The following is a 22,580-nucleotide window of genomic DNA, read 5'->3' on the forward strand; positions in this document are numbered from 1 at the left end:
TATGGCGACGCTGGTGCTGACGGCGGTGGGCGGCGCGATCGGCGGACCGATCGGGGCGGCGCTGGGGGCGGCGCTGGGCGGGGCGGTCGACCGGCAGATCTTCCGGCCCAAGGGGCGCGAAGGGCCGCGGCTGACCGACCTTGCGGTGCAGATGTCCTCCTATGGCGCGCCGATCCCGCACCTGTTCGGGACGATGCGCGTGGCGGGGACGGTGATCTGGTCGACCGACCTCATCGAGCATCGCTCGCGCAGCGGCGGGGGCAAGGGCGCGCCGCCGACCACGAGCTATTCCTATTCGGTGTCGTTCGCGGTGCTGCTGTCGGCGCGGGCAGTCCGGGGCGTCAAGCGGATCTGGGCCGATGGGAAGCTGCTGCGAGGGGCTGCGGGGGATTTCAAGACCCCGGTTGGCGGGTTTCGCCTGCATCTCGGCGGAGAGGAGCAGGTGGCCGATCCGCTGATCGCTTCGGCGGAAGGGGCGGCGCTCGCGCCCGCGTGCCGGGGGCAGGCCTATGCGGTGTTCGAGGAGCTGGCGCTCGCCGATTACGGCAACCGGATTCCATCGCTGACCTTCGAGGTCGAGGCGGATGCGGGGCCGGTGAGCGTCGGCTCCATCGTCGAGACGGTGACCGGCGGAGCGGTCGCGGGCGGCGAAGCGGCGACGATGCTCGGCGGCTATTCGGCTTATGGCGCGAGCCGGCGCGACGTGGTCGACGGGCTCGCAGAGGCGGGCAGCGCCTGGTTTACGGCCGAGGGCGATCGGCTAGCATTGAGGACCGGCGAGGGCGTTGCAGCGGCGATCGCCGACGACGGTGTTGGCGAGGGCAAGCGCGGGAGCCGAGCGATCGCGCCGGCGGACACGGCGCCGCGCAGCCTGACGCTCGGCTATTATGATCCGGCACGGGATTACCAGGCGGGACTGCAGCGCGCCGACCGGCCGGGGGCGGGATCGCAGATGGCGCGGATTGAGCTGCCGGCGGTGCTCGATGCGGCCGGAGCCAAGCGGATCGCGGCGGCGGCGCTCGGACGGCTCGACGTCGAGCGGGAGCGGCGGACGGTGTCGCTCGACTGGCGGGCGATCGGGATCGCGCCGGGGGATAGCGTGACGATCGCCGGCGAGCAGGGGCGCTGGCGGGTGGCAGGCTGGTCGCTCGAGGGGATGGTGCTCGGGCTCGAATTGAAGCGGATCGCCCGGGCGATGGCGCCGGCGACCGCCACGCCGGGACGGGTGAGCAGCGCGCCGGACCTGACGGCGGGGCGCACGGTCGTCCATGCCTTCGAGATCCCGCCGACCGACGATGCGGTGCTCTCCGCGCCGCGGCTGACGATCGCGGTGGCGGGCACCGGCGCCGGGTGGCGGAGCGCCGCGCTGCAGATCAGCGCCGACGGAGCGAGCTGGACGCCGGCCGGGCGCACGTCCATGCCGGCGGTGCTCGGCGACGTCGTGGTCGCCCCTGGTGCAGCGGGGTCGGCACTGATCGATCGGCGTCATGCGATTGAGGTGATGCTCGCGAATGAAGCGATGGAGCTTGGCGACGCCGATGCAGCGGCGCTCGACGCCGGAGCCAACCTGGCGCTGGTCGGCGACGAGATCGTCCAGTTCGGCCGCGCCGAACGGATCGGTCCGCGGCGTTGGCGGCTCACCGAACTGTGGCGCGGGCGGCGCGGAACCGAATGGGCGACCGGCGCGGCCGTGGCGGGAGATCGCTTCGTGCTGCTCGAGCCGCCGACGCTGACGACCATCGACCTGCCCGCCGGCAGTATCGGCGGAACGGCAAGGGTCATGGCCTCAGGCGTCGCGGATGGCGATGCGCCGCCTGTCGCGACCGTGCCGGTGACTGGCGCGTCGGTGCGCCCGCCCTCTCCGGTACATGTCACGGTGCGCCGATCGGAGGAGGCGATGCGGCTCGCCTGGGTCCGGCGCAGCCGAGCCGGCTGGCGGTGGATCGACGGCGCGGATGTACCGCTTGCTGAGGAGAGCGAACGCTATCGCGTGACGCTGCGCCGCGGCGACGGGTCGACGCTGGCGATCGACACGGACGCGAGCGAGGCGTCAATTGATCGAGCGACGATCGGAACGGCGGTCGTCGAGGTGCGGCAGCTCGGTTCGTTCGGCTGGTCGCCCGCCGCCACGCAGGCGCTGTCGGAATGACGGAGGACAGATATGAACGATGATATGACCGCGTGCTGGGCGCTGCCGCTGCTCGCGCCGGGGCAGGTGCAGAAGGAGATGACGCATAACGAGGCGCTCGCCGCACTCGACATGATCGTGCAGCCGGCAGTCGTGGCGGCGGGCGTGGATGCGCCGCCGGAGGGCCCGGCGGAGGGCCAGTGCTGGATCGTGGGCGACACGCCGACCGGAGGCTGGGCCGGACATGCCGGCGAGATCGCGGGCTGGACAGCGGGCGGCTGGCGCTTCGTCGCACCTCGGCAAGGCATGGCGGTGTGGGTGGCGGACCGCGGCGTTGCGGCACGATACGAGACGGCCTGGAAATTCGGCGAGATCGTGGGGGAGACCCTGCTCCTGGCGGGTCAGCCGATGCTCGCTTCGCCCGCGCCGGCCATCCCCGATCCGATCGGAGGCGCAACGATCGACGCCGAAGCCCGCGCGACCCTTGCCGAGGTGCTCAACGTTTTACGCCGTCATCACTTGGTCTTATCCGCGTAAACTGTGACGATAAGGCAACAGTCCGCAGAATTTGTCGTCTTGCGCCGCAACCAAGCTGAGGGTAGGGAGTTTGGGCTGTCCGTTGGACGTCACTGAAAGGGGATTATGATGCGGAAGCTTGTCGTCGCTCTGGCGCTCGCCTCTACCGCGCTCAGCGCTCCCGCCGTCGCCCGCGATAAATCGTGGTACGTCGGCGTCGAGGGCGGCGTGACTCTCGTCGAGGACATCGACTTCGACATCACTAGTGCTGCCGGCACTACCGTCAGCAATGCCTCGACCGTCGACAGCGGTTACGGCTATGACTTCGACGGCAACATCGGCTACGACTTCGGCGCGTTCCGCCTCGAGGCAGAGGTCGGCTACAAGCGTTCGAACGTCGACGGCTATCGTTCGACCGTGGCGACGCCGGCGTTCAATGGCGCGGGCGTACTCGGCACGGCACCGGCCGGCGATTATGACTATGCCGGCGGCAACACCAGCGCTCTCAGCTTCATGCTGAACGCGTTGCTCGACTTCGGCGACGATGACGGCATCCAGGGCTTCATCGGCGGTGGTGCCGGTGTAGCGCGCATCAAGGCCAAGTACGGGCTGAACACCAACGGCTGGTTCCTGAACGATTCGGACACCGTGTTCGCATGGCAGGGCCTCGCCGGTATCCGTGCGCCGATCACCGATCACATCGACGCGACGCTGAAGTATCGCTTCTTCAATGCGCAGGATCCGAAGTTCGTCGACGTCGTCGGCAGCACCTACGAGGGTCGCTACCGGTCGCACAGCATCCTCGGCGGCTTCACCTACAACTTCGGTGAGCCGGCGGCTCCCCCGCCGCCTCCGCCCCCGCCGCCCCCGCCGCCTCCTCCCCCGCCGCCGCCCCCGCCGCCTCCGCCGCCGGTGTGCACGCCGGGACCGTACATCGTGTTCTTCGAGTGGGATCGCTCGGACATCACGCCGGAGGCCTCGGGTATCCTGGACAACGCCATCTCGGCGTACCAGAACTGCGGCAACGCGCAGGTCATGCTGGCCGGTCACGCCGACCGTTCGGGTTCCGCCAAGTACAACGTCGGCCTGTCGCAGCGCCGCGCAGACTCGGTGAAGGCCTACTTCACCTCGCACGGCATCCCCGACGGGGTCATCTCGACCGAAGCGTTCGGCGAAAGCCGCCCGCGCGTCGAGACCGCCGATGGCGTCCGCGAGCTCCAGAACCGTCGCGTGGAAATCACCTACGGGCCTGGCTCGGGGATGTAATCCACCGTCCGGTTCCGGACGACACAATCAGGGAGGTCGGGCAACCGGCCTCCCTTTTTGTTTGGGGGCGCTGGGGCTTATCGAGATTTGTTCGTGTAAGACGTGGAGAGAAAAAAAGAGTTTGTTCACGCGAAGGCGCGAAGAGAAGAAGAAAGGTAGAGGTTCGCGCGGAGACGCGGAGGTGTCTCGCTCGCAGCTCCGTCTCGCGTCAGCGAGACCTTTCACCTGCGGCTCCGGAGCTTTGAAAACCGCTTACGCGGCTGACGGTGCAGCAGGCGAGGCGCCTCCGCGTCTCTGCGCGAACAGATCCTTCTTTCTTCGTGCCTTCGCGTCTCCCAATGGACTCAATCAGCCTCGCCAGAGACCGCGTTCGCGAGCCAATCCGGCATGATCGCGTCGCCCAACGCCTCCACGCGGCGATGCTCGACCATCAGGCCGAGCTCCGGATAGATCGCACGGGTGCGCTCGCCCGGCTCGCCGAGCGGCGCCACCACCAGCCGGCGGTTGACCTTGCTGCGATGATGCATCCGCGCCGTATTCTCCTGGCCGACGTAGCAGCCCTTGGCGAAGCTCACCCCGCCCAGCTCTGCGGCATTGCATTCGAGCCAGAGCGTCGCGTCGTGGCCGAGCTCGGCGCCGCCTTCCGTGACGCCGAGCTTCAGGCGATGCTCGACCCAGCCGGCGGCCGGATCGCCTTTCTCGCCCAGCCAGCGGCGGCCGAGCTCAACGAGGCGGGGATCGGGCACGCCCTTGTCCGCATCCGCCGACCAATGGACGGCACCGGCGGCCGGCTCGATCGTGATCGCGCGGCGCAGGCGGTACATGGCGAGGCGGCGCGCGAGTGCCTCCGCCTCGCCTGCCTCGCAATCGATCAGCAGCGCGTCGCCGTCGTCCCATAGGATGAAGTCGAACAGCGCCTTGCCCTGCGGCGTCAGCAGGCCGCTCCAGCGTGGTACATTCGGGGCGACGAGATTGGTGTCCTGTGTCACGAGGCCCTGGAGGAAGTCCCGCGGATTATCGCCGGCGACGCGGATCAATGCGCGGTCGGCAAGGGTGGTGTTGGCCATGACGTCTAGGTAAGCGGGGCCGACGCAAATCCAAGCCGGACATCCGCATGACCGATCGCCTCACCATCCGCCGCCCCGACGATTGGCATGTGCATCTGCGCGACGGCGCGATGCTGGCGGCGGTCGCGCCGCTCACCGCGCGCCAGTTCGCGCGGGCGATCGTGATGCCCAACCTGGCTCCGCCGGTGACCGATATCGCCGCCGCCGAGGCTTATCGCACGCGCATCCTCGCCGCGGTGCCGGAGGAGAGCGGCTTCGCGCCGCTGATGACCTGCTATCTCACCGATGCCACCGACCCGGGCGAGGTGGAGCGCGGCTTCGTCCAGGGCGTGTTTGCGGCCTGCAAGCTCTATCCGGCCAATGCCACCACCAACTCGGCTCATGGCGTGACGCGGATCGCCGCGATCATGCCGGTGCTGGAGACGATGCAGCGGATCGGCATGCCGCTGCTCATCCACGGCGAGGTGACCGATCCCGAGGTCGACGTGTTCGATCGCGAGGCGGTGTTCATCGAGCGCGTACTGGCGCCGTTGCTGCGCGACCTTCCTGAGCTGCGCGTCGTGCTCGAGCATATCACCACCGCCGAGGCCGCCGATTTCGTGCTCGCGCACCCCGGACGCGTCGGAGCGACGGTGACGCCGCAGCACATGATCATCAACCGCAACGCGATCTTCGCCGGCGGGCTGAGGCCCCACGCCTACTGCCTGCCGGTCGCTAAGCGTGAGCGGCATCGGCTGGCGGTGCGGCGTGCGACGACCTCCGGAGCGCCCAACATCTTCCTCGGCACGGATACCGCTCCGCATATGGTGGAGGCCAAGGAGAGCGCATGTGGGTGCGCGGGGATCTTCACCGGGCTGCATGCGCTCGAGCTCTATGCCGAGGTGTTCGAGGAAGATGGCGCGCTCGACCGGTTCGAGGCGTTCGCCAGCGGGAACGGTGCGCGCTTCTATGGCCTGCCGCTCAACGAGGGGACGGTGACCCTCGAGCGGGCCGAGTGGACGGTGCCCGAGCGGATCGCCGTCGGCGGGAGCGCGGTGGTGCCGTTCCGGGCGGGCGAGCGGCTCAGGTGGCGGATGGTGGAATAGCGCTGGCGCGGCGCGGCAAAGCCGCGCCGTCGGACGAAGCTTCGCCTCGCCGGCCGGCCGCGCGCTGATCGCGCCGGACACAGCCGGCGCTGCGCGCGGCTAGAACGGCAGCCAGCGCGATTTCTCGCTGAATTTCATGTAGCCGACGTTGGCGCCGAGCCGCCAGCCGACGCCGAGCCGGATCGGGATCAGCACGATGTTGCCGCGGCGCAGATAGGTCGCCGCGAAGCCACCGACGAAATAGACGCGGCCCTCGGCGGCCGGGAAGCGGCGGTAGAGCTCCTGGGTATCGTAAAGGTTGTAGACCAGCACGAACACCTTGTTGGCGTCGCCGCCGACATCGAAGCCGACCGACGGGCCGGTCCAATAGACCGGACGCGTTCCCTCGACCTTGTGGCTGAGCGTGCCCGAACCATAGCGCAGCCCCACGACCAGCGCGCCGCCCGCCTCGCGGCCGGCGATATAGGCGTTGGGGCGGCCCTGCTTCTTGAGCAGGTCCTCGATCATCGAGGCGAGACCCTTGGCACCCTTGCCGAACACCCCTTCCGCCGCGGAGAGCACGTCCTCGTTGTCGTAGGTGGGCGCCGCCTGCGAGCCCGGGACCGGCGGCGGCAGGTCGCCCGATCGGGCGGTGCTCGCCGGCGCGGCGCCAGTGTCAGCCTGGGCATCGGCTTGAGGAGCGGCCTGGGCGGCGGAACTGTCGGAACCGGGATCGACCGGCATCTCCTCCCCCGGCTCGGGCGGCGGAGGGGTCGTCTGCTGGGCGGGAGGCGACGATTGCCGGAGGTCGGCATCGATCGCGCTGTTGGGATCGACCGTGCGCACCTGCGTGGCTGCGGGCGTGGCCAAAAGACCGGCGGTCAGAACGAACAGGCCCAGGGCCCTCAAAGCACGCATTGTCGACCCCCGGCCTTCGGATTCATCCTTCACGACTGATCCTGCCATGCTTGACCGGCAATGAACAGGCGGCAGGGCGAGTCGCACGGACGACGAGGCGAGTCGATTCCGCGTCGGTTCGTGATGTGCATGGTCGGTTGATCACCCTTCCCACCGTCGCTATAGCCCGGCGCTCTGCCGCATCCGGAGACGTGGGTGAGTGGCTGAAACCAGCGGTTTGCTAAACCGCCGTACGGGGATTACTCGTACCGAGGGTTCGAATCCCTCCGTCTCCGCCATTGATCTCAATAAGATGCTGATATATTGCGATTTTATCGCATCATCGGCGATGCATCCAACATCGCGTCCAACAATCCGATAGCTGGCCACATGAGGTTGACCTGGCGTCAGACGTTCTCCGTTTGGTTACCGGGTCAGCCTCCTGCTTCATCAGCCGCCACCCCTCCGACAGCGCCAAGTCGCTCGGGCACGATATCAATAGGATAGCGTGATTCCATCGTATAATCATCGGGCTGTTTTTCGGAGTCTGCCGCCATGGCTGAGGAAAAGCCCCGCTATAAGACCTATGATCGCCCCGCGGGCGGCTGGGGCGCGGCCGCGGCGACGGCCAAGGTCCTGCTCGAACAGAGCGTCGTCACCAAAGGGTCGCGCGCGCTGCTGTCGATGAACCAGCCCGGCGGCTTCAAATGCCCGAGCTGCGCCTTCCCCGATCCCGACTGCAAGAAGACGCTCGAATTCTGCGAGAACGGCGCCAAGGCGCTCGCGCACGAGGCGACCAAATTCCGCGTGACCCGCGCGTTCTTCGCGCAGCATAGCGTCGCCGAGCTGATGGAGAAGCCCGACTATTGGCTGGAGATGCAGGGACGCCTGACCGAGCCGATGCGTTACGACGCCGCGACCGACCATTATGTGCCCTGCGACTGGGACACGGCGTTCGCGATGATCGGCGCCCATCTCCGCGCGCTGGAGAGTCCTCACCAGGCCGAATTCTACACCTCCGGCCGCACCCCAAACGAGGCGGCGTTCCTCTATTCGATCTTCGTCCGCGCGTTCGGCACCAACAATTTCCCCGACTGCTCGAACATGTGCCACGAGCCGACCAGCCGCGGCCTTCCCCCGGCGATCGGCGTCGGCAAGGGAACGGTGGTGCTCGAGGATTTCGAGCACGCCCAGGCGATCTTCGTGATCGGCCAGAACCCCGGCACCAACGCGCCGCGGATGATGACCACCCTCGTCGAGGCGCGAAAGCGCGGCGTGCCGATCGTCGCGGTCAACCCGATGCCCGAGCGCGCGCTGATCCGCTTCACCGAGCCGCAGGACGTCGTGCAGATGGCGACCTTCGGCTCGACGCCGATCGCCAGCGAGTTCGTTCACATCCGGATCGGCGGGGACCTCGCGCTGATCAAGGGCATGATGAAGGACATGTTCGAGCGCGAGGCACGCGGCGAGACGGCGCTCGACCACGACTTCATCCGCGAGCACACTGCGGGGGGCGAGGCGATCCGCGACGAGGTGATGGCGCTCGACTGGGCGGACATCGTCCGCGTTTCCGGGCTGGAGGAGGCGCAGATCCGGCGCTGCGCGGAGATCTACGTCCGCTCGCGCGCGACGGTGATCTGCTACGGCATGGGCCTCACCCAGCACCAGCAGGGATCGCGGCTGACCCAGCAGGTCGCGAACCTGCTCCTCCTCAAGGGCAATTTCGGCCGGCCCGGCGCGGGCATCTCGCCGATCCGCGGACATTCGAACGTCCAGGGCGACCGCACGGTCGGCATCGACGAGAAGCCGACCGAGGCCTATCTCGACCGCGTCCGCGACGTGTTCGGGTTCGAGCCGCCGCGCGAGCATGGGCACCATACCGTGGAGTCGGTCGAGGCGATGCTGGACGGCACCGCGCGGGTCTTCATCGGGCTCGGCGGGAACTTCGTCCGGGCGGTGCCGGATACCGAGCGCGCCTATGCGGCGATGCGCAAGCTCGCGCTCACCGTCGGCATCGCGACCAAGCTCAACCGCGGCCATCTGGTCCACGGCAAGGACGCGCTGATCCTGCCCGTCGTCGCGCGGTCGGAGCGCATCAAGACCGCGGCGGGCGAGCAGTTCGTCACGATCGAGGATTCGATGTCGAACGTCACCGCCTCACGCGGCGTGCTGGCGCCGGCCAGCCCGGACCTCAAGCCCGAGGTCGAGATCGTCTGCCGGATGGCGATGGCGACGCTGCCCGACAGCGGCATCCCGTGGGAAAGCTACATTCACGACTACGACCTGATCCGCGACCGGATCGCGAAGGTCTATCCCGAAATCTACGCCGGCTTCTCGGAGCGGATCAAGGAACCGAAAGGCTTCCACCTCGACATCGCGCCCCGCCGCCGGGTGTGGAAGACCCCCAACGGCAAGGCGAACTTCCTGCCGCTGCCGGGCCTCGAGGTCGATGCGCCGGTCGATGATCCCGACATGCTGCGGCTGGCGACGGTCAGGTCGCACGACCAGTTCAACACCACCATCTACAGCTACAACGACCGGTATCGCGGCGTGTACAACGACCGGATGGTCCTGTTCATGAACCGGGAGGACCGGATCGCCCGCGGGATCGCGGCCGGGACGCGCGTCGCGCTGGAAACGATCGCGAACGACGAGGTGCGGCGGTGCGTCGATGGCTTGACCGTCATCGATTACCCGATGCCGCGCGGCGCGGTCGCCGGCTATTATCCCGAGCTCAATCCCCTGCTGCCGCTCGACCACCACGACAGGATCAGCGGCACGCCGGCGGCCAAGTCGATCCCGGTCCGCGTCGTCGCCGCTTAGGTCCTATCGCAGCAGGTCGAGGGTCGGCACGAGCGTGCCGGGCGAAAGCGACGGCGCTTCCGGCGGGCGGCGGACGATCATCTCGGCCCCGGCGAGTGGCAGCTGGGTCGAGGCGGATTGCCGCGCTATGACCTCCACGCCGCTGCTGTCGCTTCGGGCGAAGAGAAAGGTCTCCCGCGTCCCCACCGCGGGAACCGGGCGCGACAGTGGCATCTCTCGCCACTGCAGCGCGTCATCGAAGCTCCGCCCGCTTAATGCATGGATCATTGGCGCCAGGAACAGCCGGGCGACCACCAGCGCTGCGGCGGGATTGCCGGGAAGCCCGACAACGTGGGTCCGGCCGATCCGGCCGAACCAGGCCGGCTTCCCGGGCTTGATCGCGACTCCCGCAAAACCGAGCCGGAGTCCGGCCGCGCGCAACGCCGGCCGCGCCAGATCGCGATCGCCGTTCGACGCGCCGCCCGCCAGCACGAGGATGTCGCTGTCGGCGATGGCGCGCCGGGCCGCGTCCTCGATCGCCGCGACGTCGTCGCCGACGGTGACCGCGCCCAGGCTTTCGGCGCCCCATTGCCTGGCAAAGAGCAGCAGCGCCGCGCTGATGCTGTCGGGGACGCCGGCCTCGACGCCGAGCGCGGTGCCCGCCGGGACCAGCTCGTCCCCGCTCGCCACGATCCGCAGCCGCGGCCGCCGATGGACCGCAACGGAGGGTTGATCGGAGGCCATCGCCACCAGCAGCCTCGCCGGGTCCAGCAGCGTCCCGCGTTCGAGAAGCGGGTCACCGGCACGGAAATCGCTCCCTTGCGTCCGCACGTGCAGGCTATGGGGGAGGGCGCCGTTGATGTGAATCCGGCCGTCATGCTCGTCGACCAGCTCGAACGGGATGACCCGGTCGGCGGCAGGCGGTATCAGCCCGCCGGTCATGACACGATAGGCCGAATCCGGCTCAAGCGCCGTGCCCCGCTCGCTCCCGGCATAGGTCGTTCCGGCGATGTCGAAGGTCCGGCGTCCTGCCCGTGCCACGGAGTCCTGAATCGCAAATCCATCCATGGCGGCAACATTCCCGCGCGGAGCATCGATCCGGGCGCGAAGCGTCTCGCCGAGGACGCGAAGGCCGGCATCGGCGATGGGAACGGTCTCCAGATCGAGGGGAACCGCCTCGGTCCGGATCAGGGCAAGCGCCTCCTCGAGCGGAACATGGGCGGGGCAGGATGGCGTCTCCGTCATTCCGGCGCCCCGGACAAGGCGGCGAGATCGTCCCGCGTGTTGATGTTGGGGAATGCGAAGTCACTCGCGACCTCCCGCGCCCCGATCGCTTCGGCAAAGGCCCGCATCGCGCGGCTCCCGCTGCCGGCGAGCAGGTCGTCGAGCCGGGAGGCAGCGGCGGCGGGCCACAGGCCGATGACCGGCTGGCTGGCCAGATAGGACGGCGCTGGCTCGAGCATCGTCCGGATGCCGGGCGGGAGCACCGCGCAATCGACCGGAATGCTGAGCACCTGCCCGAAACCGTGCGCCGCCGCATGGTGGAGCGCTGCGGCGAGCCCGCCGAGTGGGCCCAGCCCGGACCGCGGGCGATCGGCGAGCGACAGATGGGGGACGCTCGCCCGGCCGGCCACGGCGACCTCGTCGCAATGCGGCGATAGCGCCGCGATCGCGTGGTCGAGCAGCCGGCGCCCGGCGAGCATCGCCTCCGCCTTGTCCGATCCGAAGCGGCTGGAGCGGCCGCCGGCCAGCACGATGCCCAGCGTCCTCATCCGATCGCTCGGTGTACGTCGCTGACGATCAGGGCGGAATCGGCGCGCGCGAGCGTGACGAGGGTCAGGCCGGCCGCGGCCGCCCGCTCGGCGGCAAGGCTGGTCGGCGCCGAGATGGTGACCAGCATCGGACATCCCGCCCGGACGGTCTTCTCGACCAGCTCGTAGCTGCACCGGGCCGAGAGAAGAATGAAGCCCGACGCCGGATCGATCTCCGCCCGCGCGAGCGCGCCGATCAGCTTGTCGAGCGCATTGTGCCGGCCGACATCCTCGCGCGCCCGCACGATCTCCCCGTCGGGAGAGCAGAACGCCGCGACATGCGCCGCGCCCGTCGCCCGTCCGAGCGGCTGATGGTCGGGCAGCGAAGCGAGCGCGCGAGCGATAGCGCTCCGATCGATCGAGATACGCGCCGTCACCGCCGGCAGCGGCCGCAGCACCTGCTCGATATTGTCCATGCCGCACAGGCCGCAGCTGCTTTCGGTCACCCGCCGGCGCGCCCGATCGAGAGCGATTTCGGCGCGCTCAGGCGGCAAGGCGGCCCTCACGACCCAGCCGCCGCCGACCTGATCGACGTCGATCGCTTCGACCTGATCCGGCCGCTCCACCAGCCCTTCGCTCATCGCAAAGCCGAGCGCGTAATCGACCAGGTCCGACGGTGTCGCCATCATGACGGCGTAGCCGAGACCGCAGACCTCGATCGAAACGGGCGCCTCGATCGGCACGCTGCGCAATGATGCGTCGTCGCCGGGCTCGGCCAGGCCGAGCCGACGAACGGAGATATTTCTTATCGGAAGATCAGGCTGGGCCATCGCGGTTTGGTCGAATATCATTCTCGCGAGCCTATCCAAATCCGTGCTCGCGAATTACTCCGCTTCGGGCAGGTAGATCTCGCCTCCCTTTTCCCGGAACACGTCGCTCATCGCCTGCATCCCAGCCTCCGCCTCCTCGGCGGCGACGAAGCTTTCCACCGGCGCATTCTGCTTCGCCGCGAAGTCCCGCACCTCCTGGGTGATCTTCATCGAGCAGAACTTCGGACCGCACATCGAACAGAAGTGGGCGGTCTTCGCGCCCTCCGCCGGCAGCGTCTGGTCGTGGTACTGCTCGGCCGTCTCGGGATCGAGCGACAGGTTGAACTGGTCGCGCCAGCGGAACTCGAACCGCGCGCGGCTCAGGGCATCGTCGCGCAGCTTGGCGGCGGGGTGGCCCTTGGCGAGGTCGGCGGCGTGGGCGGCGAGCTTGTAGGTGACGACGCCCACCTTGACGTCGTCGCGGTCGGGGAGGCCGAGGTGCTCCTTCGGCGTCACGTAGCAGAGCATCGCCGTACCGTACCAGCCGATCATCGCCGCGCCGATGCCCGAGGTGATGTGGTCGTAGCCCGGCGCGATGTCGGTGGTGAGCGGTCCCAATGTGTAGAAGGGCGCCTCACCGCAGGCCTCGAGCTGCTTGTCCATGTTCTCCTTGATCTTGTGCATCGGCACGTGGCCAGGGCCCTCGATCATCACCTGGACGTCCTGCGCCCACGCCCGCTTGGTCAACTCGCCCAGCGTGTAGAGTTCGGCGAACTGGGCCTCATCGTTGGCGTCGGCGATCGAGCCGGGGCGGAGGCCATCGCCCAGCGAATAGGCGATGTCATAGGCCTTCATGATCTCGGTGATCTCGTCGAAGCGCTCGTAGAGGAAGCTCTCCTTGTGGTGCGCCAGGCACCATTTCGCCATGATCGAGCCGCCGCGGCTGACGATGCCGGTGACGCGCTTCGCCGTCAGGGGCACGTAGGGCAGGCGCACGCCGGCGTGGATGGTGAAATAGTCGACGCCCTGCTCGGCCTGCTCGATGAGGGTGTCGCGGAAGATCTCCCAGGTCAGCTCCTCGGCGATGCCGCCGACCTTCTCCAGCGCCTGGTAGATGGGGACGGTGCCGATCGGCACCGGCGAGTTGCGGATGATCCACTCGCGGGTGTCGTGGATGTTGCGGCCGGTGGAGAGGTCCATCACCGTGTCCGCGCCCCAGCGGATCGCCCACACCAGTTTGTCGACCTCGGCCGCAACGTTGGAGGCGACGGCGGAATTGCCGATGTTGGCGTTGATCTTGACCAGGAAGTTGCGGCCGATCGCCATCGGCTCGGTCTCGGGGTGGTTGATGTTGCTGGGGATGATCGCACGGCCGCGGGCGACCTCGTCGCGGACGAACTCGGGCGTGACATAGTCGGGGATGGCGGCGCCGAAGCTCTCGCCGTCGCGGACGTAGTCGCGCAGCATCTCGCGGCCGAGGTTCTCGCGGGTGGCGACATATTCCATCTCGGGGGTGACGATGCCGCGGCGGGCGTAGTGCATCTGGCTGACGTTGGCGCCGGACTTGGCGCGCAGGGGCCGCCGGACGACGTTGGGGAAGGGATCGACGCCGCCGGAGCGGTCGGGGCCGAGCTGGCCGTTGTCCTCGGGCCTTACCGCGCGCGCGTCGTAGGACTCGACGTCGCCGCGGGCGAGGATCCAGTCGCGGCGGCGGGCGGGAAGACCGGCCATGATGTCGATGCGCGCGTTCGGGTCGGTATAGGGGCCGGAGGTGTCGTAGACGTTGAGCGGGGCTTCGCCGGACGAGGGCTCGAGGTCGATCGCACGCATCGCGACGTTCAGGGGGCCGACGTGGATTTTCCGCGAGCCGCGGATGGGGCCCGTCGTGACGCCGATTTCGGTGCGAGCGGGGATATCGGCCATTCGTCTTCTCCTTAAACGGGAGAGGACGGTCCGGTGGCGGGGCCGCTCCCTCCCTACGCCGGTGTCAGCCGGATCAGGTTCAGCGGGTCGAGGGCTCCTGCCCTCCTCTCAAGCGCGGACCAGCGCTCCCCCGGGGATGCGGACGTTCTAGGCGCTTCGCCGGCGCGGCGGAAGCCGAAATCTCGCGAGGCGTGCTGCCCGGCGGACCATCAGAAGGTGTAAGCGAGCCCCACCGTGCCGATCCACTGGTTGCGATCGCCCGCGACGCTGGTGACCGGCGAGTCGGCGAAGTCGTTCATCAGCCGGCTCCAGGCGCCGCCGCCGACCAGGCTGAGGCCGTGGGTGAGATCGCCGGTCAGCGACACGCCGGCCATCGCGCCGAGCGTCAGGTTCTTCCAGCCGCCGCGGGCGTTGTAGACGGGCAGGCCGCTCGCGATCGACTGGCCGGGCGTGACGCTGAAATAGGTGCGGGCGTACTTGCCCTCGACATGATCGGCGCTGGCGAACAGGCCGACCATCGCCTTGCGGCTCAAGGGCGTCATGTAGCTGACGGTCGGCGTCCAGATGCCGCTGTCGTGCGAGCCGGCGACGTCGTGGCGGTAGGTGACGCTGACGCTGAGGCGGTCATAGTCGCTGGTGATGACGCCGGTGCGCGCGATGCCGGCATAGCCGCCGAGCTCGATCGCGGTGTCGACCTTGCCGAGCGCCTTGATGCGCGGATCGTCGATGCTCTTGGTCGAGCTGCGGTTGAAGTTGACCGCGGCCACCGGGCCGAGCTGGAGGTCCCAGCCGGGCCCCGGGCGGTTGCGGATGAGATCGACGCTGAGGCGGTTGCCGATCAGCGTGAAGCGATAGCCGCTCACCTGCCCCATCGCCGCTGGGAAAGGCGCGATACGGTTGTCGTCGGAGCCTTCGTAGTCGGGCACGGTGGCGATGCCGACGCCGATGGTGGCGAAGCTGTCGTTACGGGGCTCGGCGGGCGGTGGCGGATTGTCCTGGGCAGCGGCGGGGACGGCCGCCAGCGCGATCGCGAGGGCGGCAAGCGGAGCAACGCGTTCTATCATCCAGTGATTCCCTGTCCTTTTCGGAGCAAACGCGGCTCGCGTGGCTTTGCTCCCGCGAAACCAGGTGCGATATGGCTGGTGATGTCCATCAGCGTCATGACGCCAAGCATCGCGCCCAGCGCCGGCCTGAGCTCCTGCTTTCGGAGGAGCACCGATTCGGGCACGGCCTTCAACGGATCAGGGGCCGCGAGCAGTCCTCACGACCCCTGTCCTTCAGCGTCGCGCGATCACGCAGCGAGATCGAAGCGATCCGCGTTCATCACCTTGGTCCACGCCGCAACGAAATCCTTCACGAACTTCCCGCCGGCATCGGCCGAGGCATAGACCTCCGACAGCGCGCGGAGCTGCGAGTTGGAGCCGAACACCAGGTCGGTGCGCGTCGCCGTCCATCTCGGCCGATCGGTGCGGCGGTCGGTGCCGACGAACTCCTCGTCGCCGGCCGGATCCACTTCCTTCCACGCAGTGCCCATGTCGAGCAGGTTGACGAAGAAGTCGTTGGTGAGCTGCCCGGGCCGGTCGGTGAACACGCCGTGCTTCGACCCGTCATGGTTGGCGCCGAGCACGCGCAGGCCGCCGACCAGCACCGTCATCTCCGGCGCGCTGAGACCGAGCAGCTGCGCGCGGTCGACCAGCAGCTCCTCGGTCGGCACGCTGAAGCGGACCGAGAGATAGTTGCGGAAACCGTCGGCCTTGGGCTCGAGCACCGCGAAACCGGCGGCGTCGGTCTGCTCCTCGGTCGCGTCGGTGCGGCCGGAGGTGAAGGGCACCTCGATCGCATGGCCGGCGGCGCGCGCCGCCTGCTCGATGCCGACCGAGCCGCCGAGCACGATCAGGTCGGCGATCGACACCTTCTTGCCGCCGCCGGCGCTGCCGTCGAAGTCGGCCTTGATGCCCTCGTAGACCTTGAGCACTCGCGCGAGATTCTCGGGCTCGTTGACCTTCCAGTCCTTCTGCGGGGCGAGGCGGATGCGTCCGCCGTTGGCGCCGCCGCGGTGGTCCGAGCTGCGATAGGTCGAGGCCGAGGCCCAGGCGGTCTTGACGAGATCGGCGACCGACAGGCCGGACTCCGCGATCTTGCCCTTGAGCGCCGCCACGTCGCCCGCATCGATCGGCGCATAGTCCGCCTTCGGGATCGGATCCTGCCAGATCAGATCCTCTTCCGGCACCTCGGGCCCCAGGTAGCGCGCCTTGGGCCCCATGTCGCGATGGCACAGCTTGAACCAGGCGCGGGCGAAGGTGTCGGCGAAATAGTCCGGATCGGCCCGGAACTTCTCGATGATCTTGCGGTATTCGGGATCGACCTTGAACGCCATGTCGGCGGTGGTCATCATCGTCGGCAGGCGGCGGTCGGGGCTGTGCGCGCCGGGGGCCAAATCCTCGGGCTTCTGATTGACCGGCTGCCACTGCTTGGCGCCGGCGGGGCTGCGCACCAGCTCATATTCATAGTCGAGCAGCATGTGGAAGAAGCTCATGTCCCATTTGGTGGGCGTGGGCGTCCATGCGCCCTCGATGCCGCTGGTGATGGTGTGGTCGCCCATTCCAGACTCGTGCCCGCTCTGCCAGCCGAGACCCTGCTGGGCGATGTCCGCGCCCTCGGGCTCAGCGCCGACCTTGGACGCGTCGCCGGCGCCGTGCGCCTTGCCGAAGGTGTGGCCGCCGGCGGTGAGCGCGGCGGTCTCCTCGTCGTTCATGCCCATGCGCAGGAACGTCTCGCGGATGTCGCGCGCCGACTGCAGCGCTTCGGGGACGCCGCCAGGACCCTCCGGATTGACGTAGATGAGCCCCATCTGGATCGCCGCGAGCGGCTCCTCGAGCACCATCTCCTTCTCGGGCTGGATGCGGGTCTGGTTCTCGGGGTGGCCGACCCACTGCTCCTCGGTGCCCCAGTAGATGTCTTTCTCGGGCTCGAACACGTCCTTGCGCCCGCCGCCGAAGCCGAACACCGGCGCACCCATCGATTCGAACGCGACGTTGCCGGCCATGATCAGCAGGTCGGCCCAGCTCAATTTGCGGCCGTATTTCTGCTTGATCGGCCACAGCAGGCGGCGCGCCTTGTCAAGATTGGCATTGTCCGGCCAGCTGTTGAGCGGCGCGAAGCGCTGCGAGCCCGACGACGCGCCGCCGCGGCCGTCGCCGGTGCGGTAGGTGCCGGCGCTGTGCCACGCCATGCGGATGAAGAAGGGGCCGTAGTGGCCATAGTCGGCCGGCCACCACGGCTGGCTGTCGGTCATCAGCGCGTGGAGGTCGCGCTTCACCGCCTGATAGTCGAGCGTCTTGAACTCGGCGGCATAGTCGAAGTCGTCGCCCATCGGATCGCTCGACAGGCCGTTCTGCTGGAGAATCTCGAGGCTGAGCTGGTTCGGCCACCAGTCGCGGTTGGTGCGGCCGAGCAGCCGCCGCAGCGCGGCCGGTTGCTTGGCGGGGGAGCTCAGGGGATCACCGGTGGTTGGGGCATCCATCTCGTCTTCTCCTTGTCCATGCGCTGACGTGCTCGCGCCCGGCGACGGCCGAGCGGCTTTTTCCGAGAAGTTTCGGCGAAGCTAACCGAGGCGCAGTGATCGGAGAAACGCGAAAAGACGAAGTTGGTGATCGGCTGGGGCGATCACAGGACGAGCGGCTTCAGGCCACCTCGTCCTCCTCGCGCGCGGGCCTGGGCGGATGCAGGATCAGCCGAGTGACGCGGCGCGAATCGGCCTCAGTCACCTCGAGCGTCCAGCCGCTGTCGTGGACCAGGCACTCGCCGGGCTCGGGCACATGGCCGGCGAGCACGAAGGCGAGCCCACCGAGCGTGTCGACGTCCTCGTCGACCTCGCCGAGCCGCGGGTCGACCGTCTCGGCGACATCCTCCAGCTCCGCACGCGCATCGGCGTCCCAGGCGCCGCCGTCGAGCGGCACCAGCATCGCCACCGGCGCCTCGTCGTGCTCGTCCTCGATCTCGCCGGTGATCTCCTCGATCAGGTCCTCGATGGTGATGAGGCCTTCGGTGCCCGAATATTCGTCGAGCACCACGGCGAGATGCGTGCGGCTCTGACGCATCTGCGCGAGCAGGTCGATCGCACCCATCGACTGGGGGACGTAGAGCGGCTGGCGCATGATCGCGGTGATCGAGGCGGGAGGCGTCGTGCCGTTTGCCACGATCTCGAACACGTCCTTGATATGGACCATGCCGATCACCGTATCGAGCTCCTCACGATAGACCGGCAGGCGGCTGTGGCCGGCTTCCGCGAACAGCTTCACCAGATCGGCGAAGCTGGTCTGCTCCTCGACCGCGATGATGTCCGCGCGCGGAACCCCGATGTCGCCGGCGTCGCGCTCGCCGAAGTGGAGGAGGTTGCGCAGCATCTGCCGCTCGACCGGGGCGAGGTCGCCGGCGATCGGGCGGTGGCCCTCGCCCTCGTCCTCATGGCTGTCGATCACTTCCTCGAGGCGGTCGCGCAGCGTCTCGCCGCTGTCCTCGCCGAACAGGAGGTTGCGCAGGCCGCGCCAGATACTGGAAGGTTCGTTGTCGCCGTTCCCGCTGCGACTTTGGCCCTCGGGCATGGTGGGGATCAGTCCTCGTCGATGAAATCTGGGTCGATGGCGTAGGGGTCGGCGATGCCGAGGCTCGCCAGCGCCGCGCGCTCGATCTCCTCCATCGCCTCCGCCGCGGCGTCGTCGCCGTGGTCGTGGCCTAGCAGATGGAGCACGCCATGGACAATGAGGTGCGTCGCGTGATGCTCGACGCTGATCCCCTTGTCCGCCGCCTCGGCGACGCAGACGCCATGCGCGAGCACGATGTCGCCGAGGATCACCTCGCCGTCGTCGGAGCCCTGCGTCACCGTATCGAGCAGGTCGGGCTGCACCATCGGGAAGGAGAGGACGTTGGTCGGCTTGTCCTTGCCGCGATACTGACGGTTGAGCGTGTGGACCTCCTCGTCGGAGGTCAGCCGCACGGCGATCTCGATCGCGGTCGGCAGGCCGATCCACTCACCCTGCGGCGTCCGCTCGATCGCGGCGACGGCGGCGCGGGTGGCGAGGTCCTCCCATTCGCCCTCGGGCCAGGGATCCTCGCGGAGGACGGCGACGTCGATCATCAGGCGAGGTCCGTATGGATGAAGTCGTCGCCCTTGTAGAGCAGGCGGGCCTGGTTGGCCTTCGCGCAGGCATAGGCGAAACAGTCGCCCATGTTGAGCCGGGCGGGGCTGCCGCTGCTGCGGCCGTAGGTCTGATAGGCGTCGAGCGCGATCTCCAATTCCGCCGCGCCGACCGGCACCAGGTCGAAACGGCGTGTCCGAGCATAGGCCGTCACGTCTTCGCGCGCCTGTTCGACGTCGTACCCGTGCGAGCGGCGCAGACCCGAGATCGCTTCCCAGCAGGACATCGGCGACCATAGTCGTCGTGGCGCCTGATCGAGCTGATCGGCCAATGCGTCAAAACCGCTTTCCTCCGCGAGGATCGCGACCAGCACCGAAGCGTCGATGAACAGGGTCAATCGGGATCCTCGCCCCAGAGCTCATCGAAGAATGCCTTGTCGGCCTTCAGGCCGGTCGGCGGCGGCAGCGGATGATCGCGGCGATATTCGCGAAGCCATTCGACTGTCGATTGCTTGGCGGCCTGCGGTCCCAGCTCCGCCTCAACCTTGAGCAGGGCGCGCCGGACGGCCTCGGTCTTGGTCGTGCCGAGCCGGCGTGCGATGCGCGAGGCCAGCTCCGCGGTTTCGCCGTCCTTGATATAGAGCGATGCCATCCGACCCTCCGGGGATATCCCGCTATATAGTACGGGATATCCCTCCCTTCAAGCCTCCGCCCCCTCATAGGCCTCGACGATCCGCCCCACGATCGGATGGCGCACCACGTCGGCGGCGCTGAAGCGGACCATGGCGATCCCCTCAATCCCCTCCAGCCGTCCAACCGCGTCGTTGAGGCCGGAGGCGCCCATGCCGCCGGGCAGGTCGACCTGCTTGGGATCGCCGCAGATCACCATGCGGCTGTTCTGGCCGAAGCGGGTCAGGAACATCTTCATCTGTGCGGGCGTGGTGTTCTGTGCCTCGTCGAGGATGACGAAGGCGTCGGCGAGTGTGCGGCCGCGCATGAAGGCGATCGGCGCGATCTCGATCTCGCCCGACGCGATGCGCCGCTCGACCTGCTCGGGCGGCATGCAGTCGTAGAGCGCGTCGTAGATCGGGCGGAGATAGGGATCGACCTTCTCCTTCATGTCGCCGGGCAAGAAGCCCAGGCGCTCGCCCGCCTCGACCGCCGGGCGCGACAGGATAAGGCGCTGGACCGACCCGCTGATGAGCTGCGCCACCGCCTGCGCGACCGCGAGATAGGTTTTGCCCGTACCAGCCGGGCCGAGCGCGAAGATCATGTCGCTCGACACCAGCTCGCGCATGTAGTGCGTCTGCATCATCGTGCGCGGCACGATCGTCTTGCGGCGCGTGCGGATCATGATCGGCGGCGGCGCGGTGCGGTCGGCGCGGATGATGCCGTCGAGCGTCGGCTCGCTGGCGAGCGCGATAACCGCGTCGACCATGCCGGGATCGACGTCCTGCCCCTGCAGAAGCCGGGTATGGAGCCCGTTCAGCACGTCACGGGCGAGCGCGACCGATTCCGCCGTGCCCTCGAGCTGCACGCGGTTGCCGCGCGCGGTGATGTAGACGCCGAGGCGGTTCTCGATCGCGACGAGGTTGGTGTCATATTCGCCGAAGAGCTGGGGCAGCAGTTCGGGCCGGTCGAAGGTCACTTCGGCGCGGCTGCGTTCGCCAGACTGGGCGGGGACGGGCTTGCGGCTCATGCGTCTCCTGAAGCGGAGGGGTGGAGGACAGGCGGGCGTGCCGTGCCCCGGATCAACGGGGCGCGCATGGACGGGTTTCGTGACGGCGCCAAGAAAGCTGCGGGTCCGCGCTGCATCGCTGGCGCGACTGTGGCAGAAGCGGCGCGGCGTGGATAGCGGAAATAAGGGGGGAAATATGGCTGGCCGGCGCGCGGACGCGTCACGCCGCCGCGCGCAGCCGCTCGATGCCGCCCAGCGAATTGGGGCCGGCGCTGACGATCTCGACCTCGACGATCGCGCCGATCGTCGCGTCGGTCATCAGGTGGACCGATTGCAGCCAGGGCGACTTGCCGATGCGCTGGCCGGGGAGCTTGCCGGGACGCTCGATCAGCACCTTGCAGTGCCTGCCCACCGTCGCCGCATTGAATGCGGCCTGATCGCGGTTGAGCGCCGCCTGGAGGCGCTGGAGGCGTTCGTCCATCACTTCGGCTGGCACGAAGCCGTCCATCTCCGCCGCCGGCGTGCCGGGGCGCGGCGAATATTTGAAGCTGAACGCCTGGGCATAGCGAACCTCGTCGATCAGGCTCAACGTCTCCTCGAACTCGGCGTCGGTCTCGCTGGGGAAGCCGACGATGAAGTCGCCCGACAGCGCGATGTCCGGCCGGGCGGCGCGGACGCGGTCGAGGATGCGGAGGTAGGAGTCGCGCGTGTGGCTGCGGTTCATCGCCCTCAGCACGCGGTTGCTGCCGGCCTGCACCGGCAGGTGGAGGAACGGCATCAGCGTCTCGACGTCGCGATGCGCGTCGATCAGGCCCTGCGTCATGTCGTTGGGGTGACTGGTGGTGTAGCGGATGCGCTTCAGCCCCTCGACCCGGTCGAGCGCGCGGATCAGCGTCTCCAGCCCGCCCTCGTCCTGGCCCCAGGCGTTGACGTTCTGGCCGAGCAGCGTGATCTCCCGCGCGCCCGCGTCGACCAGCGCCTTGGCCTCGTCGACGATCGCCTGGAACGGCCGGCTGATCTCGGCGCCGCGGGTATAGGGCACCACGCAATAGGTGCAGAACTTGTCGCAGCCTTCCTGCACCGTCAGGAAGGCCGAAGGCGCGACCTTGCGGCGCGCGGGGAGCGCGGCGAACTTGCTCGCCGCCGGCATGTCGGTGTCGAGCGCGAGGCCGCCCTTTGCCGCCTTGGCGACCAGCTCGGGAAGGTTGTGATAGGCCTGGGGTCCGACGACCACGTCGACCTTGGCGCGGCGCGCGATCTCCTCGCCCTCGGCCTGCGCGACGCAGCCGGCGACCGCGATCATCGGCTTGCGGCCATCCTTCCGGAGGCGCCCGATCTCCGAATAGACCTTCTCGGTCGCCTTCTCGCGGATGTGGCAGGTGTTGAGCACGACGAGGTCCGCCTCGCCGGCATCGGCCGCGACGGTCAGGCCGGCCTCGCCCATCAGCTCGGCCATGCGCTCGCCGTCATAGACGTTCATCTGGCAGCCGAACGACTTGACGTGAAAGGTTTTCGGGTCGGTCATTTGCGCCGCCCTTACTG

The 22,580-nt window shown here is 68.5% G+C and carries 19 protein-coding genes, 1 tRNA gene and 1 riboswitch; of the genes, 6 read left to right on the plus strand and 14 right to left on the minus strand.

Going from position 1 to position 22,580, the window contains the following annotated elements:
• Position 1: 1 nt before the first annotated feature.
• The 3 genes from LZK98_RS02550 (at position 2) to LZK98_RS02560 (ending at position 3,910) form a co-directional block, all read left to right on the plus strand.
• A complete protein-coding gene (locus tag LZK98_RS02550) occupies positions 2-2,149 on the plus strand; it encodes a phage tail protein (protein ID WP_233784795.1) in 2,148 nt (715 codons plus the stop codon).
• Between the two features lie 12 nt (positions 2,150-2,161).
• Complete coding sequence (locus tag LZK98_RS02555) at positions 2,162-2,665, plus strand: DUF2793 domain-containing protein (RefSeq protein ID WP_233784796.1); 504 nt, start codon at positions 2,162-2,164, stop codon at positions 2,663-2,665.
• A gap of 108 nt (positions 2,666-2,773) precedes the next feature.
• The gene (locus tag LZK98_RS02560; protein WP_233784797.1) at positions 2,774-3,910 is read left to right on the plus strand and encodes an OmpA family protein; all 1,137 of its coding nucleotides are present in this window, start codon (positions 2,774-2,776) and stop codon (positions 3,908-3,910) included.
• Positions 3,911-4,254: 344 nt separating this feature from the next.
• Here the strand turns inward: LZK98_RS02560 and ygfZ are convergent, their stop codons facing one another.
• Positions 4,255-4,977 carry a CAF17-like 4Fe-4S cluster assembly/insertion protein YgfZ gene (gene ygfZ, locus LZK98_RS02565; RefSeq protein WP_233784798.1) on the minus strand — a complete coding sequence of 241 codons (723 nt, stop codon included), beginning with the start codon at positions 4,975-4,977 and terminating at the stop codon, positions 4,255-4,257.
• 47 nt (positions 4,978-5,024) lie between these two features.
• Here ygfZ and pyrC point away from each other — a divergent pair, with 47 nt between their 5' ends.
• Entirely contained in the window at positions 5,025-6,062 is a 1,038-nt protein-coding gene (pyrC, locus tag LZK98_RS02570; RefSeq protein ID WP_233784799.1) for a dihydroorotase, read from the plus strand.
• A 99-nt stretch (positions 6,063-6,161) separates the two neighbouring features.
• On the opposite strand, the gene LZK98_RS02575 is transcribed toward pyrC, so the two are convergent.
• Positions 6,162-6,959, minus strand: coding sequence for a DUF1134 domain-containing protein (locus tag LZK98_RS02575; RefSeq protein ID WP_233784800.1), 798 nt, complete (start codon positions 6,957-6,959; stop codon positions 6,162-6,164).
• Between the two features lie 185 nt (positions 6,960-7,144).
• On the opposite strand from LZK98_RS02575, the gene LZK98_RS02580 reads away from it, so the two are divergent.
• Positions 7,145-7,237, plus strand: a tRNA-Ser gene (locus tag LZK98_RS02580).
• A 256-nt stretch (positions 7,238-7,493) separates the two neighbouring features.
• Entirely contained in the window at positions 7,494-9,761 is a 2,268-nt protein-coding gene (locus tag LZK98_RS02585) for an FdhF/YdeP family oxidoreductase (RefSeq protein ID WP_233784801.1), read from the plus strand.
• A 3-nt stretch (positions 9,762-9,764) separates the two neighbouring features.
• On the opposite strand, the gene LZK98_RS02590 is transcribed toward LZK98_RS02585, so the two are convergent.
• The 12 genes from LZK98_RS02590 to miaB form a co-directional block, all read right to left on the minus strand.
• Entirely contained in the window at positions 9,765-10,985 is a 1,221-nt protein-coding gene (locus LZK98_RS02590) for a molybdopterin molybdotransferase MoeA (RefSeq protein WP_233784802.1), read from the minus strand.
• Complete coding sequence (gene mobA / locus LZK98_RS02595; protein WP_233784803.1) at positions 10,982-11,512, minus strand: molybdenum cofactor guanylyltransferase; 531 nt, start codon at positions 11,510-11,512, stop codon at positions 10,982-10,984. Before mobA ends, LZK98_RS02590 begins: the two co-directional genes overlap by 4 nt.
• Positions 11,509-12,342: a formate dehydrogenase accessory sulfurtransferase FdhD gene (gene fdhD, locus LZK98_RS02600; protein ID WP_233784804.1), complete on the minus strand. Its 834-nt coding sequence runs from the start codon at positions 12,340-12,342 to the stop codon at positions 11,509-11,511. Before fdhD ends, mobA begins: the two co-directional genes overlap by 4 nt.
• Positions 12,343-12,375: 33 nt before the next feature.
• Positions 12,376-14,223: a phosphomethylpyrimidine synthase ThiC gene (gene thiC, locus LZK98_RS02605; protein ID WP_233784805.1), complete on the minus strand. Its 1,848-nt coding sequence runs from the start codon at positions 14,221-14,223 to the stop codon at positions 12,376-12,378.
• A gap of 33 nt (positions 14,224-14,256) precedes the next feature.
• A riboswitch (TPP riboswitch) is annotated at positions 14,257-14,366 on the minus strand.
• Positions 14,367-14,432: 66 nt separating this feature from the next.
• Complete coding sequence (locus tag LZK98_RS02610) at positions 14,433-15,287, minus strand: MipA/OmpV family protein (RefSeq protein WP_233784806.1); 855 nt, start codon at positions 15,285-15,287, stop codon at positions 14,433-14,435.
• A 227-nt stretch (positions 15,288-15,514) separates the two neighbouring features.
• The gene (gene katG, locus LZK98_RS02615; protein ID WP_233784807.1) at positions 15,515-17,746 is read right to left on the minus strand and encodes a catalase/peroxidase HPI; all 2,232 of its coding nucleotides are present in this window, start codon (positions 17,744-17,746) and stop codon (positions 15,515-15,517) included.
• 160 nt (positions 17,747-17,906) lie between these two features.
• On the minus strand, positions 17,907-18,827 hold the full coding sequence (locus LZK98_RS02620; protein WP_233784808.1) for a hemolysin family protein: 921 nt from the start codon (positions 18,825-18,827) through the stop codon (positions 17,907-17,909).
• An 8-nt stretch (positions 18,828-18,835) separates the two neighbouring features.
• Entirely contained in the window at positions 18,836-19,360 is a 525-nt protein-coding gene (gene ybeY / locus LZK98_RS02625; protein ID WP_233784809.1) for an rRNA maturation RNase YbeY, read from the minus strand.
• The gene (locus LZK98_RS02630; protein WP_233784810.1) at positions 19,360-19,758 is read right to left on the minus strand and encodes a type II toxin-antitoxin system VapC family toxin; all 399 of its coding nucleotides are present in this window, start codon (positions 19,756-19,758) and stop codon (positions 19,360-19,362) included. Before LZK98_RS02630 ends, ybeY begins: the two co-directional genes overlap by 1 nt.
• Positions 19,755-20,012, minus strand: coding sequence for a type II toxin-antitoxin system VapB family antitoxin (locus LZK98_RS02635; protein WP_233784811.1), 258 nt, complete (start codon positions 20,010-20,012; stop codon positions 19,755-19,757). The genes LZK98_RS02630 and LZK98_RS02635 overlap by 4 nt, the downstream gene beginning before the upstream one ends.
• Positions 20,013-20,060: 48 nt before the next feature.
• Positions 20,061-21,059: a PhoH family protein gene (locus LZK98_RS02640; protein WP_233784812.1), complete on the minus strand. Its 999-nt coding sequence runs from the start codon at positions 21,057-21,059 to the stop codon at positions 20,061-20,063.
• A gap of 199 nt (positions 21,060-21,258) precedes the next feature.
• Positions 21,259-22,563, minus strand: coding sequence for a tRNA (N6-isopentenyl adenosine(37)-C2)-methylthiotransferase MiaB (gene miaB, locus LZK98_RS02645; protein ID WP_233784813.1), 1,305 nt, complete (start codon positions 22,561-22,563; stop codon positions 21,259-21,261).
• Positions 22,564-22,580: the final 17 nt, after the last annotated feature.

It is taken from the genome of Sphingomonas cannabina (assembly GCF_021391395.1).
In the GTDB taxonomy this organism is placed as follows: domain Bacteria; phylum Pseudomonadota; class Alphaproteobacteria; order Sphingomonadales; family Sphingomonadaceae; genus Sphingomonas; species Sphingomonas cannabina.

Excerpts from the sequence above, each read along its gene's own strand:
- LZK98_RS02550 (WP_233784795.1), top strand. The coding sequence starts at position 2 with ATGGCGACGCTGGTGCTGACGGCGGTGGGCGGCGCGATCGGCGGACCG.
- LZK98_RS02555 (WP_233784796.1), top strand. The coding sequence starts at position 2,162 with ATGAACGATGATATGACCGCGTGCTGGGCGCTGCCGCTGCTCGCGCCG.
- LZK98_RS02560 (WP_233784797.1), top strand. The coding sequence starts at position 2,774 with ATGCGGAAGCTTGTCGTCGCTCTGGCGCTCGCCTCTACCGCGCTCAGC.
- ygfZ (WP_233784798.1), bottom strand. The coding sequence starts at position 4,977 with ATGGCCAACACCACCCTTGCCGACCGCGCATTGATCCGCGTCGCCGGC.
- pyrC (WP_233784799.1), top strand. The coding sequence starts at position 5,025 with ATGACCGATCGCCTCACCATCCGCCGCCCCGACGATTGGCATGTGCAT.
- LZK98_RS02575 (WP_233784800.1), bottom strand. The coding sequence starts at position 6,959 with ATGCGTGCTTTGAGGGCCCTGGGCCTGTTCGTTCTGACCGCCGGTCTT.
- LZK98_RS02585 (WP_233784801.1), top strand. The coding sequence starts at position 7,494 with ATGGCTGAGGAAAAGCCCCGCTATAAGACCTATGATCGCCCCGCGGGC.
- LZK98_RS02590 (WP_233784802.1), bottom strand. The coding sequence starts at position 10,985 with ATGACGGAGACGCCATCCTGCCCCGCCCATGTTCCGCTCGAGGAGGCG.
- mobA (WP_233784803.1), bottom strand. The coding sequence starts at position 11,512 with ATGAGGACGCTGGGCATCGTGCTGGCCGGCGGCCGCTCCAGCCGCTTC.
- fdhD (WP_233784804.1), bottom strand. The coding sequence starts at position 12,342 with ATGATATTCGACCAAACCGCGATGGCCCAGCCTGATCTTCCGATAAGA.
- thiC (WP_233784805.1), bottom strand. The coding sequence starts at position 14,223 with ATGGCCGATATCCCCGCTCGCACCGAAATCGGCGTCACGACGGGCCCC.
- LZK98_RS02610 (WP_233784806.1), bottom strand. The coding sequence starts at position 15,287 with ATGATAGAACGCGTTGCTCCGCTTGCCGCCCTCGCGATCGCGCTGGCG.
- katG (WP_233784807.1), bottom strand. The coding sequence starts at position 17,746 with ATGGATGCCCCAACCACCGGTGATCCCCTGAGCTCCCCCGCCAAGCAA.
- LZK98_RS02620 (WP_233784808.1), bottom strand. The coding sequence starts at position 18,827 with ATGCCCGAGGGCCAAAGTCGCAGCGGGAACGGCGACAACGAACCTTCC.
- ybeY (WP_233784809.1), bottom strand. The coding sequence starts at position 19,360 with ATGATCGACGTCGCCGTCCTCCGCGAGGATCCCTGGCCCGAGGGCGAA.
- LZK98_RS02635 (WP_233784811.1), bottom strand. The coding sequence starts at position 20,012 with ATGGCATCGCTCTATATCAAGGACGGCGAAACCGCGGAGCTGGCCTCG.
- LZK98_RS02640 (WP_233784812.1), bottom strand. The coding sequence starts at position 21,059 with ATGAGCCGCAAGCCCGTCCCCGCCCAGTCTGGCGAACGCAGCCGCGCC.
- miaB (WP_233784813.1), bottom strand. The coding sequence starts at position 22,563 with ATGACCGACCCGAAAACCTTTCACGTCAAGTCGTTCGGCTGCCAGATG.